At 63.6% G+C, this 13,787-nt stretch carries 13 protein-coding genes; 9 read left to right on the top strand and 4 right to left on the bottom strand.

Going from position 1 to position 13,787, the window contains the following annotated elements; genetic code table 11:
* Positions 1-40: 40 nt before the first annotated feature.
* Positions 41-1,612, top strand: coding sequence for an L-glutamate gamma-semialdehyde dehydrogenase (pruA, locus tag DEIDE_RS08015; protein ID WP_012693450.1), 1,572 nt, complete (start codon positions 41-43; stop codon positions 1,610-1,612).
* A 449-nt stretch (positions 1,613-2,061) separates the two neighbouring features.
* Here the strand turns inward: pruA and DEIDE_RS08020 are convergent, their stop codons facing one another.
* The 4 genes from DEIDE_RS08020 to DEIDE_RS08035 form a co-directional block, all read right to left on the bottom strand.
* Entirely contained in the window at positions 2,062-3,417 is a 1,356-nt protein-coding gene (locus tag DEIDE_RS08020; RefSeq protein WP_012693451.1) for a phytoene desaturase family protein, read from the bottom strand.
* Positions 3,418-3,419: 2 nt separating this feature from the next.
* Complete coding sequence (locus DEIDE_RS08025; RefSeq protein WP_012693452.1) at positions 3,420-4,292, bottom strand: UbiA family prenyltransferase; 873 nt, start codon at positions 4,290-4,292, stop codon at positions 3,420-3,422.
* Positions 4,293-4,350: 58 nt separating this feature from the next.
* Positions 4,351-4,881, bottom strand: a complete 531-nt coding sequence (locus DEIDE_RS08030) for a phosphoribosyltransferase family protein (RefSeq protein ID WP_012693453.1) — start codon at positions 4,879-4,881, stop codon at positions 4,351-4,353.
* A gap of 148 nt (positions 4,882-5,029) precedes the next feature.
* A complete protein-coding gene (locus tag DEIDE_RS08035) occupies positions 5,030-5,578 on the bottom strand; it encodes a phosphoribosyltransferase family protein (protein ID WP_012693454.1) in 549 nt (182 codons plus the stop codon).
* 489 nt (positions 5,579-6,067) lie between these two features.
* On the opposite strand from DEIDE_RS08035, the gene DEIDE_RS08040 reads away from it, so the two are divergent.
* From DEIDE_RS08040 to DEIDE_RS08075, 8 genes are all read left to right on the top strand, one after another.
* On the top strand, positions 6,068-6,529 hold the full coding sequence (locus DEIDE_RS08040; RefSeq protein WP_012693455.1) for a DUF4395 domain-containing protein: 462 nt from the start codon (positions 6,068-6,070) through the stop codon (positions 6,527-6,529).
* A gap of 30 nt (positions 6,530-6,559) precedes the next feature.
* Complete coding sequence (locus DEIDE_RS08045) at positions 6,560-8,131, top strand: nitrite/sulfite reductase (RefSeq protein ID WP_012693456.1); 1,572 nt, start codon at positions 6,560-6,562, stop codon at positions 8,129-8,131.
* Positions 8,128-8,673 (top strand): adenylyl-sulfate kinase, encoded by a 546-nt coding sequence (gene cysC / locus DEIDE_RS08050; protein ID WP_012693457.1) that lies wholly within the window; start codon positions 8,128-8,130, stop codon positions 8,671-8,673. Before DEIDE_RS08045 ends, cysC begins: the two co-directional genes overlap by 4 nt.
* Entirely contained in the window at positions 8,670-9,446 is a 777-nt protein-coding gene (locus tag DEIDE_RS08055; RefSeq protein WP_012693458.1) for a phosphoadenylyl-sulfate reductase, read from the top strand. The genes cysC and DEIDE_RS08055 overlap by 4 nt, the downstream gene beginning before the upstream one ends.
* Before the next feature lie 84 nt (positions 9,447-9,530).
* The gene (sat, locus tag DEIDE_RS08060; RefSeq protein WP_012693459.1) at positions 9,531-10,700 is read left to right on the top strand and encodes a sulfate adenylyltransferase; all 1,170 of its coding nucleotides are present in this window, start codon (positions 9,531-9,533) and stop codon (positions 10,698-10,700) included.
* Between the two features lie 92 nt (positions 10,701-10,792).
* Complete coding sequence (locus DEIDE_RS08065) at positions 10,793-11,767, top strand: ABC transporter substrate-binding protein (RefSeq protein ID WP_012693460.1); 975 nt, start codon at positions 10,793-10,795, stop codon at positions 11,765-11,767.
* Positions 11,768-11,771: 4 nt separating this feature from the next.
* Complete coding sequence (locus DEIDE_RS08070) at positions 11,772-12,608, top strand: ABC transporter permease (protein WP_012693461.1); 837 nt, start codon at positions 11,772-11,774, stop codon at positions 12,606-12,608.
* Entirely contained in the window at positions 12,605-13,375 is a 771-nt protein-coding gene (locus DEIDE_RS08075; protein WP_012693462.1) for an ABC transporter ATP-binding protein, read from the top strand. Before DEIDE_RS08070 ends, DEIDE_RS08075 begins: the two co-directional genes overlap by 4 nt.
* Positions 13,376-13,787: the final 412 nt, after the last annotated feature.

Here is a 13,787-nt window from a genome sequence, read left to right on the forward strand (position 1 = left end):
CTCTGTTGTTTTTGCGTCCCCACCCCTCAGGAGTCACCCCATGATCAAAGTTCAGGATTACCGCCCCCAGCCCTTCGTCGATTTCACCAAAGAAGAGAATGTCCAGGCGTATCAGGCGGCACTGAAGAAAGTACGCGCCGAGCTGCTGGGCAAGAATTACCCGCTGGTCATCGACGGCGAGCGTGTGGACACCGCCGAAAAGCTGACCAGCCTCAACCCCTGCGACACCTCGGAAGTGGTGGGCACCACCGCCAAGGCCACCATCGAGGACGCCGAGCGCGCTCTGCAGGGCGCCTGGAAGGCCTTCGAGTCCTGGAAGAAGTGGGACATGGACGCCCGCGCCCGCATCCTGCTCAAAGCTTCGGCCATTCTCAAGCGCCGCCGCATGGAAGCCTGCGCCCTGATGAGCATTGAAGTCGGCAAGAACTACGCCGAGGCTGACGTTGAAGTGGCCGAAGCGATCGACTTCCTGGAGTACTACGCCCGCAGCGCCATGAAATACTCCGGCTTCGGCAGTTCCGAGACCACCTGGTTCGAAGGCGAAGAAAACGGCCTGATGTCGATTCCGCTGGGTGTCGGCATCAGCATCAGCCCCTGGAATTTTCCCTGCGCCATTTATCTGGGCATGCTGGCCGCCCCTATCGTGGCGGGCAATTGCGTGATTGCCAAGCCGGCCGAAGACGCTGGTCTGATCGCTGGGTTCGTCTCGGACATCATGTTCGAGGCCGGACTGCCCGCAGGTGTGTTGCAGTTCCTGCCCGGGGTCGGCAAGGAAATCGGCGAGTATCTCGTCAATCACGCTAAAACGCGCTTCATCACCTTCACCGGGAGCCGCGCAGTGGGCCTGCACATCAACGAGGTGGCGGCCAAAGTGCAGCCAGGACAGAAGTGGATCAAGCGCGTGGTCATGGAACTGGGCGGCAAGGACGCGATGATCGTGGATGAGACCGCCGACTTGGACACTGCAGTCACGGCGGCAGTGCAGGGCGCCTTCGGTTTCAACGGCCAGAAGTGCAGCGCCATGAGCCGCCTGATCGTGGTGGACAGCGTATATGACACGGTGGTCAGCCAGTTTGTGGAACGTGCCCGCGCCCTGAAGGTCGGCACCGGCGAGGACAACGCCAATGTCACGGCAGTGGTCAACGAGATGTCGTTCAACAAGATCAGGAGCTACTTGGAACTGGCTCCCCAGGAGGGTCAGGTACTGCTGGGCGGCGGCGCTCCCGGCGAGCACGACGGCAAGAAGGGCTACTACATTGACGCGACCATTGTGGGCGATGTGAAGCGCGACTCGCGTCTGGCGCAGGAAGAAATCTTCGGACCCGTCGTCACGGTGCTGCGCGCCCGTGACTGGCAGGACGCCCTGGACATCGCCAACTCCACCGAGTATGGCCTGACCGGCGGAGTATGCAGCAACTCCCGCGAGCGCCTGGAACAGGCCCGCGCTGAGTTCGAGGTCGGCAACCTGTACTTCAACCGCAAAATCACCGGGGCTATCGTCGGCGTGCAGCCTTTCGGCGGCTACAACATGAGCGGCACCGACAGCAAGGCAGGAGGCCCGGACTACCTGGCCAACTTCATGCAGCTCAAAACCGTCACTGAGCGCTGGTAAACTCCGCTGCTTACAGACGGCCAGGCCATATGCGCCTGGCCTTCTGCTCTTCCGTATGACAACAAAGCACCAGCCGTACCGGACCCGTGAGAGCAGCGCTGCGGAGCCAAAAGGCCGCCTTCCTCCTTACAATGGCAAATCGTCTTTCCAGATCCGCAAAAGAATCCGGTTTTAGACTTGGTCCACCCATGTCTAAATAAGTTGCCGTGTCTGAAGGGGAACATAAGTATCGCCTCCAGCCCAAATGCGTTTTCCTCGATCTGACTATTTGTAGCCTATTCAGCTCGCGCCTGTAGCACCTGGTTCTTCGGGTTCGCGGTGTGGACCGGTCGCTTTTGCCTTCCCGGGAGATCCCATGAAGCCCACGCGCTCCCTGCTGGCCGCTACCCTTGCGGCCGGGCCGCGTAAGTCATACATCCTGGGCCAAACCGTACCTGTCTGCCAACAGTTCAGATGCCGCGTTCTTGCAACAACCGGTCCACCATCAGAACGCCGCCCAGGACGGCCGGGAGCCCTCCGCCAGGATGAACTCCGGTGCCAACCTGCCACAGCCTGTCTTTCAGGCGGTAAGGCTGTGGATGCAGCGGTCCACCCCGCCAGGGCGCCAGAGCTGCGCCGTACAGCGCCCCCCCGGGGTGCCCGCCCAGAGCGTAATGGGCTGGGGACAGGGCACGCATGTCCAAAACAGTCTTCAGGACACCAGGCGAACCGAGGGTGCGTTCTACACGGGCAAGCTGGGCCTGCACCCAGGGATGCTCAGGCGTAAGGTCCTCACCCATGGCAGGGACCGTCAGCAGAATCGCCAGTCTGGGACCATCCGCATGAATCAGGCTCAGCGTGTCAGGGGGCAGGGCCCCAGCCCGGACGGCCCTGCGGAAGGCCCCAAAATTGGAGGGGGGCACAACACTCGTCGCAGGCCAGGGCGCAGGCGCAGGCAATGCGGCGTAAACCGCGAGGCCGCCGACGGTGCGCCGGGCAACAGGGGACCGCATCTTTTCCCCCCGCAGTACAGCCAGCCGTGCCGGGTCCATTGCACTGATCAGCAGGTCGTGGTGAGCGGTCTCTCCCCCACCCAGCGTGACGGCCTGTTTCCTTACCCTCGCCACCGGCGTGTCCTCACGCAGGCAGACACCCCGCGCCCGTCCAAAAGCAACCAGGTGATCAAGGAGGGCCCCCATCCCGGCAGTCGGCCGGAACACGTCGTGGCCGACAAGCGCAGGGATCAGGGCGTAGAGGGCCGGGGCGTCCTGTGGGGCAAGACCGGCATTCAGGGCATGGGTACTCAGTGCGTGCAGCAGCCTGGCGGGCAGCGACCGGGACCTCAGCCACTGCTGAGCACTCAGATGCGGGGCCGTCACGCGAAACAAGCTGTGGCTGGCTGTGCGGAACACAGGGTCACGCAACCGGGGAGGCGTGGTGAGCAGGGCGGTCAGGTGCGGCCTCAGCGGCGCGGCAGCCTCCACATACCGCTGCCATTCCGCGTACAGCAGATGGTCCGGTGGAACCGGCAGGGGCAGCGCACCGAAGGGAGTGTGATGTACTCCGAAACCGCCCGGCAGGGGTGTCAGCGCCAGAGGATCAGCTTCATGCAGACGTGCCAGATAAGTCTGCCAGACCTCCGGAAAAGTAAACAGGCTGGGCCCCGTGTCGAAGGTCAGCCCGCCGACCTGGATCCTCCTGAGCTTTCCGCCGGCCCGGCCTAGCTCATAGACCGTCACATGGTGGCCCCGCGCCGCAAGCAGGGCCGATAACGCCAGCCCGGCCACGCCGCCGCCCAGCACGCCAATATCTCTCGTCTCAGCCATGCTCAGCTGCCCCGCACCAGCCCCGCCACCAGCTGCACACCCGCCACCGCGCCCACGATCCAGGGAGTCACGATACTCAGCGGATACAGACGTGAAGCCTGCTGAAGCGTCGGACGTATGTGCAGCGCCAGCGCCATACCGGCACATGTCAGCCACAGCGCCAGGGCTGTCAGACGGCTGACCGGCCACAGGCAGGCGCCGGCCAGCAGAAACCAGAACAGGGCATAGCGGGCGGTTCCCTGCACCCCTAGGGTTGTGGCGACCGTCCGGGTCCCTGCAGCGCGGTCGGCGGGGATGTCCTGAGCTGCGTCGAAGGCATGTTTCCCGACCGAATAGGCCATCAGGGCCAGGAGCGGTGCCCAGGGAACCGGGGCGCCCAGGACCAGCGCAGGCAGAGCCAGCGGCAGGGCATAGGCGACGTTGCTCAGGCCGTCGAGGAAAGGCCGCGCCTTCAGGCGCAGGGGAGGAAGACTGTAGGCCGCGAACAACACGGCAGAGCCCAGCAGCAGAAGCGTGGCCTTCAGCGGGAGCAGCAGCGCGAGAGCCAGCAGGAACGGCACATTCAGCAGCAGCGTGGACCTGAGCAGTGGGCGGGCTTCGCCAGGGGTCAGGCGCGCGCCCTGCCAGCCTCCCTTGCGGCTGGACCGGGCGTCCACCTCGCGGTCGGACAGGTCATTCAGGCCATAGATCAGCAGGTTGAAGGGCAGGGTCAGATACACCAGCAGCAGCAGCAGGCTGGCATCCAGCCGGTAGAGATGGCCGGTCAGCCACAGGCCCGTGACCAGCGTGCCAACCGTGTTGACCCACAGTGCGGGACGAGAAACGGTCAGCAGCCGGTGAAAGGGCAGGAGGGGAAAGAGGGCAGGGTTCGGCACAGCGTCAGTCGGGCATTGTACGGGGGCTGCTCCTGGCTCGGCCTCTGATCAGCAGAAATTACAGGCTGAGGGGCAGTTCCTGCAGGTACTGAACCGGCAGCGTGGTCTGTCCCTGGCGGAAGGCGGCGATGTACCCGCTGACGCTGCCGCCTGCGCGTTCCACGAAGCGCGCAAGGGCCTGCGCCGTGCCGCCGGAGGCCACGACGTCCTGCACGATAGCCACGCGCTTTCCCTTCAGGCGTGCAGCGTGTGGTCCGTCGAGCCACAGTGTCTCGGAAACGCCCATGGTCATGCTGGGCACATCCTGAATCAGAGGATCCTGCATATAGGTGCGGCGCTTTTTGCGGACACAGACATACGGTAGCCCGCTGCGGTCACTGATTTCATGGGCCAGCGGCAACGCATTTGTGACCACTGTCAGGAGGACCTCACTCCCTTCCGGAATCAGACGCAGCATCTCCTGGGCCACCGCATTGGTAAACTCGCTGTCACCAATAAATTCCACAAGTGGTACGCGTCCCAGATTGCCCGTGCGGACAGTGGGCAGGGTACGGCTGACGCCACCGATGGTCACCATGAGAGAATCCATACCGAGCAGCCTAGAGCATTTGTGAAATTCGGGGCCCCATTCTCAGCGCCTGGGACAACCAATTTTCTGATCTCCGTACGGAGACCGAGCACCGCCGGAGTACGTGGTTCCGGCGGTGCTCAGCAATCTCAGTGGAGGTCATAGTGGTTCAGCCTTGAGTGGCCTCACTGGAAAACAGCGGGAGATGGCCCAGCGCCGTGACTTCAGGCCGCTCCTGACCTTCTGTAAAGACCGCAATGACAGCTGCGACCTCGCCCCCCACCTCCTCGATGATCTGCCGCAGTGAATGGAGGGTCCCGCCGCTGGACACGACATCGTCCACGATGGCGACCTTGTGGCCTCGGATCTTGGACACATCAAAGCCGTCCAGGACCAGCAGTTGCGGCTTCCCTGTGGTGATACTGACCACCTCACGCGCGACCGGGTCCACCATGTAGGGCTTCTGTGTCTTGCGGATAACGATGTACGGCTTGCCGCTTTCCCGGCTGATCACGTGCGCCAGCGACAGCGCCTTGACCTCTGGCGTCACCAGCACGTCAACCTCTGGCGGCAGCATCCGGGCCAGTTCAGCACCGGCCGCCTCGGTGACTTCTGTGTCACCGAGCATGTTGAACAGGGCAACGCTGACCCCTGGAGCGACTTCCACGATGGGCAATTCACGGGTGACCGGGCCCACCTGAACCTTATGCGTTCTCACGTGCCAGAGTGTAGACCATCTGCTGTAATACACGTCCTCTTTTACGCCACTTCGGGCGCGTGGCCCTGACGCGTACCGCCGGCCGGCGCCAACAGGGGCAGTAAGGCCACTGAGCTCTTCTTTCCCCTGCGGTGGTGCGGACAACACGTCCGTAGCACCCCGCACCTCGGGAACCGCTGAAGGATTAGCTGCCAAGCAGATCATGGAGCTCCGGACGGACGCAAGACGAGCGTGGCCTGATAGCTGCTGACCACTCGTTAGGGGTTGGGTATTGCTGCTGTCGCCTGTGCAGTGACGACCGGGGAACAGCCTTCATTGACGGTAAATCGTCGTGATTTGCTGATCTCATGCAGAAGCAGAAAAAGCTGCCAGCGTCGCGCCAGACGCATTCAATCCAGCCCTGAGGGTGGCGGCTGAATTCAGCAGCTATCTACACAAATGGACAAGTTGAGTTGTTTTGTATCTTATTAGGGTTTATCCTGTTGTCTGATGATCGTGCCGCCCTCCACCACTGCCGTGCGTACTCCTATCCGCACCGACCTCAGCGCGCTGAAGTTCAATCAGCTTGCCGTGGTGTCTATCACCCTGCTGGCACTCGTGCTGAAGCTGCCAGTCCTGACTGTGGTGCTGGGGGCAGCCATGCTGACCGGAGCCCTGCGCCCGGACATCTCTCCCCTGCGCGCCGCTTACCGGGCGCTGGGACCGCTGTTTGGTCTGAAACCCGAAGTTGTCGAGGAAGATCCCCGCGCGCACCACTTTGCACAGGGCGTGGGCGGCACCTTTCTGCTGGCCTCAGCTCTTCTGACGCTGTCGGGACTCACCGCAGCGGGCGCTGTCCTTGGCGTTCTCGTTATTGCCCTGGCGGCGCTGAACCTCTCCAAGAAAATCTGTGTGGGCTGTCTGATGTACTTCCAGTACCGCCGTATGCGTTACGCCCTGCTTCACCGCTGACCGCCCCTTTCCACCCCGAGGACTGAATCCATGAGCGACATTGAAGCCCTGAAAAAAGAAGTTCCGCCGTTCCAGATCTTTGACCTGATTCCGCAGTACGCCGCCCAGGGCTTTATCGACCCCGAGCGTATCGATCTGCTGAAGTGGGCCGGTGTATACCCGCAGCGTCCTCAGGAAGACGGCTTCCTGATGATGCGCGTGCGTGTACCCACCGCCGAGTTCTCCAGCGCGACCCTGCGCGAGGTGGCCAACATCGCCGAGGAGTACGGGCGTGGCTTCCTGGACGTGACCGACCGTCAGGCCTTCCAGTTTCACTGGCTGACCATTGACAAGATCCCCCAGATCTTCGAACGCCTTGAGCCGCTGGGTCTGCACCCCAAGGGCGCCTGCGGCGATACCGTGCGTGCCGTGATCGCCTCGCCCCTGGCTGGCCTGGACGCCCGCGAGATTATCGACATCCGGCCTCTTGCCCTCGCCATGGAAGGCACCCTGACCGGCAACCCGGACTTCCAGGATCTTCCCCGCAAGTTCAAGATGAGCATCACCGCGGTGCCTGAGCTCGAAGGCATCCACATGATCAACGACATCGGCTTCCTGGCGCACCGCGTGAACGGCGAGATCGGTTTCGACGTGTGGGTCGGCGGCGGTCTGGGTGCAGTCGCGCACCTTGCCAAGCGCCTGGGCGTATTTATCCGCCCTGAGGAAGTGGTGGAGGTCGGACAGGCCATCACCGCCGCGTACCGTGACCACGGTTACCGCCAGAACCGCAAGAAGAGCCGCCTGAAGTTCCTGATCAAGGACCTGGGTGTCGAGAAGTTCCGCGAGATCGTCGAGAACGACTACCTGGGCCGCAAACTGCAGGACGGCCCTGCCGCACCGGTTGCCCGCTTCGGCGGCAACGATGTACTGGGCATCAACCCTCAGGCGGACGGGCTGAACTACGTGGTCGTGGCGACCACCGTGGGCCGCATTGATCCCCTCAAGGCCCGCAAGCTGGCCGAACTGGCCGACCGCTTCGGGAAGGGCGTGCTGCGTACCACCGCCTTCCAGAACATGGTGATCCCCCATGTGCGCACCGAGGATCTGGCCGAGCTGACCGCTGAACTCGAAACGATTGCGCTGGCTCCCAAAACCACGCTGCGCGGCACCACCATCGCCTGCACCGGCAACCAGTTCTGCCGCCTGGCCCTGACCGAAACCAAGGCGCGTACTGCCAACCTGGTGGACCACCTGGAGCCGAAGTTCCTGGAGCTGGATGTTCCCTTTACCATCAACCTGACTGGCTGCAGCAACGCCTGCACCCGCTATCAGGTGGCGGACCTGGGCTTCATGGGAGCGAACAAGACCGACCCCGACGGTACCGTGCACGAGGTCTACAACGTTCACCTGGCCGGCAGCATCGGTCAGGCCCAGCGCACCGGCACCAAGCTCAAGGGTGCAGTTCCCGCCGAGCGCCTCAACGAGTACACCGAAGCTGTTCTGGCGGACTTCAGCGCCAACAAGCAGCCCGAAGAAAGCTTCGTGGAATACGCCGACCGCATGGGCCCTGAGCGCTTTACGCCCGACGCTGTTCTGGGACCCAAGGAACTGGTGAACGCATGACCGCAACCCTGCAGCGTGAAAGTGTCGGAACCGGCCGCGTCGTCTGGTTCACCGGTCTGTCAGGTGCCGGCAAGAGCACCCTGGCCAGCGCCCTGTACGAGGAACTGATCGCCCGTGGTGAACAGGTCGAGTTGCTCGACGGCGACGCAGTGCGCGAGAACCTCAGCAAGGGCCTGGGGTTTACCAAGGCTGACCGCGACACCAACGTGCGCCGCATCGCCTTCGTGGCCGGACTGCTGGCAAAGCACGGCGTCACGGTCCTGGTCAGCGCAATCAGCCCTTACGCCGAGACCCGCCGCGAGGTACTGGCCAACCTGCCCAACCCCACGGAAGTGTTCGTGGACGCCCCGCTGGCCGTGGTAACTGAACGCGACGTCAAGGGGCTGTATCTGAAGGCCCTTGCCGGCGAGATCCCGCACTTCACAGGGGTCAGCGATCCTTACGAGGCGCCCGAGAATCCGGATCTGCACCTGCGCACCGACCGCATCAGCGTGCAAGACGGGCTTAAGCAGCTGCTTGATCATCTGGGGGTGAATGCATGACTGCCGTCAATGACCGTCCCGAGGTCCGCACGCCTGAGCAGGGCGGTGTGCCTCTGACCACCGAGCCCCGTGCCCCGCGCGGTGAACGAGGTGTAGCCGACCGGAGCGCTCCAGCGTTTGGTCCCGAGACTGATCCGCTCGACGTGATTCGCTGGGCACTGGAAGCCCACCCGGACGTCGTGATGCCCAGTGCTTTCAACCTCAACGGAGTGGTGCTGCTGGATCTGGCAGTCAGAGCCGGCTACCGGGGCGAGGTTGTGTTTGTCGATACCGGGTACCACTTTCCCGAAACCCTGCAGACCCGCGACCGGCTAGCTGAGCGTTATCCGGAACTGAGCTTCGTGACGCTGAATGCCGGGGCCCACCCGGAAGATGGCCAGACGCCCTCCGATCTGTACGCCAGCGATCCGGACGCCTGCTGCGCCGTGCGTAAGGTCGCGCCGCTGCAGAGCCACCTGCGTCAGAAAGCCCCCTCTGCCCTGCTCAACGCCCGCAGCCGTGAACAGGCCACCACCCGCGCCGACATCCCGTTTGTCGAAACAGGTGTGCGCGTCAAGGTCAATCCGCTGGCCCACTGGACGCGTGAACAGCTCGAAGCGTACGCCACCCAGAATGATCTTCCGGTCAATCCGCTGTACTGGGACGGCTTTCTGAGTGTGGGCTGCTGGACGTGCACGCGTGCCGTTCGCCCCGGCGAGGACGCCCGAGCGGGGCGCTGGGCCGGTAAGGGCAAGACCGAGTGTGGCCTGTGGGCCGGCAATAACGCCCTCTGATATCCGTGCTCTTTTTTTCGTTCCTATTGTTGAGTTCTTTTATCCACCAGTGTGCGCCAAAACCGCTGCGCGAGGTTTCCTGATATGACGATCCTGCTTTCCGAAACTGCCATCCTGCCCACCCCTCTTGGCGGCACCCTGGTCAATGCCCTGCACCGTCCCGGTCACGACTTCGATCCGGCAGAACTGCGGGATCTGCCCCGTCTGGCCCTCAGCGAACGCAGCGCCGCCGACCTGGAAATGCTGGGCACCGGCGCTTACTCGCCGCTGCGCGGTTTCGTTGGCGAGGCCGATTACCTCAGCATCATCGAGCGGATGCGTCTGGCTGACGGCACGCCCTGGAGCATTCCGATCACGCTGCCGGTCACGCGTGAGCAGGCCAGCGAACTGAGCGGCCGCGTGGTCCTGACCCACGGCGGGCAGGATGTCGGCTGGATCGACGTGCAGGAGAAGTTTGAGGCCCGTAAGAGCTTCGAGGCGCGTGAGGTGTACCGCACCGAGGACCCGGCACACCCCGGAGTGGCAGCGCTGCTGGCCCAGGGCGACGTCAACCTGTCAGGACCGGTGGCCCTGTTCGACGTGCCGCGCGGTGCATTTCCCCGTCATCACCGCACTCCGGCAGAAGTGCGCGCAGTGATCGAGGCCCGTGGCTGGCGCAGCACGGTGGCCTTCCAGACCCGCAACCCCATCCACCGTGCCCACGAGTACCTGCAGAAGGTGGCGCTGGAACTGGTTGACGGCCTGCTGCTGCATCCGCTGGTCGGGGCCACCAAGGGTGACGACGTGCCGGCCGATACCCGCGTCAAGGCCTACGAAGTGCTGCTCGACAACTACTACCCCCAGGAACGCACCCTGCTGAGCGTGTACCCGGCCGCCATGCGCTATGCCGGTCCGCGTGAGGCGATCCTGCATGCCCTGTCGCGGCGCAATTACGGCGTGACCCACTTCATCGTGGGACGCGATCACGCCGGCGTGGGCAGCTATTACGGCACCTACGACGCGCAGGAGATCTTCAGTGCCTACGCGCCCCAGGAACTGGGCATTCAGATTCTCAAGTTCGAGCACACCTTCTATTGCCAGTCCTGCGGGCAGCTGGTCAGCCCCCGCACCTGCCCCCACGATTCCAGTCATCACCTGGTTCTCAGCGGAACCAAGGTCCGCGAGAAGCTGCGTGCTGGCGAAACCCTGCCGGCCGAGTTCACCCGTCCCGAGGTAGCTGAAGTGCTGCGCGAGGCGTACGCCGCCCAGGGTTAATCCCTCACGCTCTTCACCGGACGGCTGCGAAAAAGGATTTTCACAGCCGTTCCGGTCTCCCTTGACCCGTACCCCTACCCCTGGAGGACGTGATGAAGAAACTGCACCGAAGTTCCCGGCCCACCGCGTTTCTGGCCCTGATTGGCCTGCTGACCCTGGCTCCTCATACCAGTGCCCAGCAGGCCACAACGGTACGTCTGGGGTTCTTTCCCAACCTGACCCATGCGCCTGCACTGGTCGGACTGGAACGGGGCCTGTTTCAGAAGGCCCTGGGGAACGTCAAGCTTGATCCCCGGCATTTCGCGTCCGGAACCACATTGACCGAAGCCTTCGCCGCTGGACAGATCGACATCGCGTACGTGGGGCCAGGGCCAGCGATCACCGCTGCAACGCGTGGCATGCCGGTCCAGTTTCTGGCCGGAGCAAGTGAGGCTGGTGCGGTCCTGGTGGCCAGAAAGGACACTCCGATCCGCTCGTACAAGGACCTGAGTGGCAAAATCGTGGCCGTTCCCAGCTTGGGCAACACGCAGGACATCAGCCTGCGGCACCTCCTATCCGAGCAGGGGCTGAAATCCAGGGCGGACGGCGGCACCGTTACGGTCGTGCCGGTGCCCCCGGCGGATACGGTGAGTGCCCTTGCAGGCAGGCGTGCTGACGCCGCGCTGGTCCCCGAACCCTGGGGAGCGGCGCTGGAAGCCAAGGGACACCGGGTGATCGGCACCGAGAAAACTGTGTGGCGTGGTGGGAAATACCCCACGACCCTGGTGATCGTCAATGCGCGGTTCGCTCAGGCCAACCCGGCGCTGGTCGCCAGCTTTCTCAAGGCACACGCGTCGGCTGTAGCCTTCCTGGTCAAGTCACCTGCTGCTGCCCAGACGGCGGTCAATGCGCAAATGGACAAACTGACCGGCGAAAAGCTCGACGTCCGGGTCCTGCAACGCGCCTTTGCCCGGACCCGGTTTACCACCATCCTGGACCCCGAAGCGATGCGCGAATACGCCATTCTGAACGTCAACGCCGGATACGCCCGCAGTGTGCCGGACCTCGCACCGTTCTTCCGGAAGTGACGCAGTGACAACTCGCCTGAACCCTGATCTGACCCGTCCCGAAACTCGCGGCCTGTCGCGCTGGCAGGTGTTGAGCTGGCAGGTGTCCGGCCTGGCTCTGATTCTGGCCATCTGGTGGCTGGTCACCGACATTCTCAAGCTGTATCCCCCGTACGTGTTTCCCGGGCCAAAAGCGGTCTGGACCGAGATCAGTTACGGCCTGTGGGGAACCGGTCCACAGGATGGCAAACTGCTTGCCGCCATTGCTGGCAGCCTGCGCCGCGTTCTCACGGGGTATCTGGTCGCCGTGGTCCTTGGCGGCCTGACCGGGCTGCTGATGGGAGCGTGGCTGCCCTTACGTGCCACGCTGGGCGCCTACCTGACTGGCCTCCAGAGCATCCCCAGCATCGCGTTCGTGCCGTTTGCCATCCTGTTCTTCGGGCTCAATGAGCGGGCCGTCCTTTTCGTGGTGATCCTGGAAGGGTTCATCCCAGTGGCGCTGGCTGTTTCAGGTGCGCTGCTGAACGTACCCCCAGCCCTCCGCATCGCGGGCCGGACCCTGGGAGCCCGCGGACTGGCCCTAACCTGGCGTGTTCTGCTCCCGGCATCGGTGCCGAACCTGCTGACGGGCCTGCGCACCGCCTGGAGCTTCGCCTGGCGCGCGCTGGTTGGCGGGGAACTGCTGATTGCCGGAGCCAAAAGTCTGGGTGAGCAGCTGGAGGTCGGGCGCAACACTGCCAATGTGGCGCTGGTGCTCTCCACCATCATCATCATTGGCCTGATCGGGGGCTTGTTCGACAGCCTGCTGCGCGCGGTCGAGACTCGTGTCAGACGTGACTACGGGCTGGAGGTGACACAATGACGGCCACGATGGAAACGCCACGCACAGACCGTCAGGTGGCCGCACAGGATCGTGCCCAGGGTGACAGCCTGACCCTCGACAAGGTGACCTTCCGCTACGGGAGCGGTCAGGCTGGCCTGGGCCCCATTGACCTGCACGTGGAACCGGGCGAATTCCTGTGCGTGGTTGGGCCGTCAGGCAGCGGGAAAAGTACGCTGCTGAGCCTGCTTGCCGGTTTTCTGCGCCCCCAGGTCGGCCAGATCCGCCTGGCGGACGCTCCGCTGAACGGCCCTCACCCCCGCCTGACCCTGGTTCAGCAGGAAGCCGCGCTGTTTCCCTGGCTGACTGTGGCGGGCAATGTGGGTTTCGGGCTGCGCAGCCTGCCACGCGCGGAACGCGAAACGCGGGTGCTAGATGCGTTGCGGCAGGTGGGCTTGCAGGGCTACGAGAAGCGCCGGGTTCACGAGCTCAGTGGTGGCCAGCGCCAGAGGGTGAGCCTGGCGCGTGCGCTGGCGGTCCAGCCTGGACTCCTGCTACTCGATGAGCCCTTCAGCGCCCTGGACGTCCAGACCCGTACCGGCCTCGCCGACGAACTGCTGGGCATCTGGTGGGCCCACAAGTTGACAGTCGTGTTCGTGACCCACCATCTGGACGAAGCCCTGCACCTGGGTCGGCGTGTTATTGCGCTCCGAGGCGGCGAGATTGCTCTTGATGCCCCAGCCAAATCTTTGAGCGTGCAGCAGTTGCGTGCGGCGCTTGAAGGTCAGGCCGGTGCCACCCCGCTGTAACCAGCCTCAACTTCCAAACAAGCCGGGCTGAACTCCAAATGGGTTCAGCCCGGCTTGTTCAGCGTGCGCCACTCCCTGTACCCCACCACAGCGGCTGCACGCTACACCTCATATTTGCAAGCGAGACAGACACTATATCCCTGTAGCAGGACCGGAACCGGCTCCACCCACCACAAACTGATTGTTTTGCCTGGTACTCACAGTAGGAATGATGCTCTCTTCACACGACGGACTCTCCCCTCGGTGATACGAATGAGGTGCCGAAGAGATCAGGTCCGTTCCTGAGTGTCTCAGACGGACTGCGGTTGGGTGGTCACGTGTGCGACCTTGTCGCACAGCGCTTTCAATTGGTCAGTCCTGCCAGATCTAAACCTGTATGCAACGCTACCGGCTCGGAAGTTCCACGCCGGAC

The sequence above is a fragment of the Deinococcus deserti VCD115 genome (assembly GCF_000020685.1).
In the GTDB taxonomy this organism is placed as follows: domain Bacteria; phylum Deinococcota; class Deinococci; order Deinococcales; family Deinococcaceae; genus Deinococcus; species Deinococcus deserti.

What these genes read in the sequence shown, in the direction of transcription:
- pruA (WP_012693450.1), top strand. Translation starts at nt 41, where the DNA reads ATGATCAAAGTTCAGGATTACCGCCCCCAGCCCTTCGTCGATTTCACC.
- DEIDE_RS08020 (WP_012693451.1), bottom strand. Translation starts at nt 3,417, where the DNA reads ATGGCTGAGACGAGAGATATTGGCGTGCTGGGCGGCGGCGTGGCCGGG.
- DEIDE_RS08030 (WP_012693453.1), bottom strand. Translation starts at nt 4,881, where the DNA reads ATGGATTCTCTCATGGTGACCATCGGTGGCGTCAGCCGTACCCTGCCC.
- DEIDE_RS08045 (WP_012693456.1), top strand. Translation starts at nt 6,560, where the DNA reads ATGAGCGACATTGAAGCCCTGAAAAAAGAAGTTCCGCCGTTCCAGATC.
- sat (WP_012693459.1), top strand. Translation starts at nt 9,531, where the DNA reads ATGACGATCCTGCTTTCCGAAACTGCCATCCTGCCCACCCCTCTTGGC.
- cysC (WP_012693457.1), top strand. Translation starts at nt 8,128, where the DNA reads ATGACCGCAACCCTGCAGCGTGAAAGTGTCGGAACCGGCCGCGTCGTC.
- DEIDE_RS08065 (WP_012693460.1), top strand. Translation starts at nt 10,793, where the DNA reads ATGAAGAAACTGCACCGAAGTTCCCGGCCCACCGCGTTTCTGGCCCTG.
- DEIDE_RS08040 (WP_012693455.1), top strand. Translation starts at nt 6,068, where the DNA reads ATGATCGTGCCGCCCTCCACCACTGCCGTGCGTACTCCTATCCGCACC.
- DEIDE_RS08055 (WP_012693458.1), top strand. Translation starts at nt 8,670, where the DNA reads ATGACTGCCGTCAATGACCGTCCCGAGGTCCGCACGCCTGAGCAGGGC.
- DEIDE_RS08075 (WP_012693462.1), top strand. Translation starts at nt 12,605, where the DNA reads ATGACGGCCACGATGGAAACGCCACGCACAGACCGTCAGGTGGCCGCA.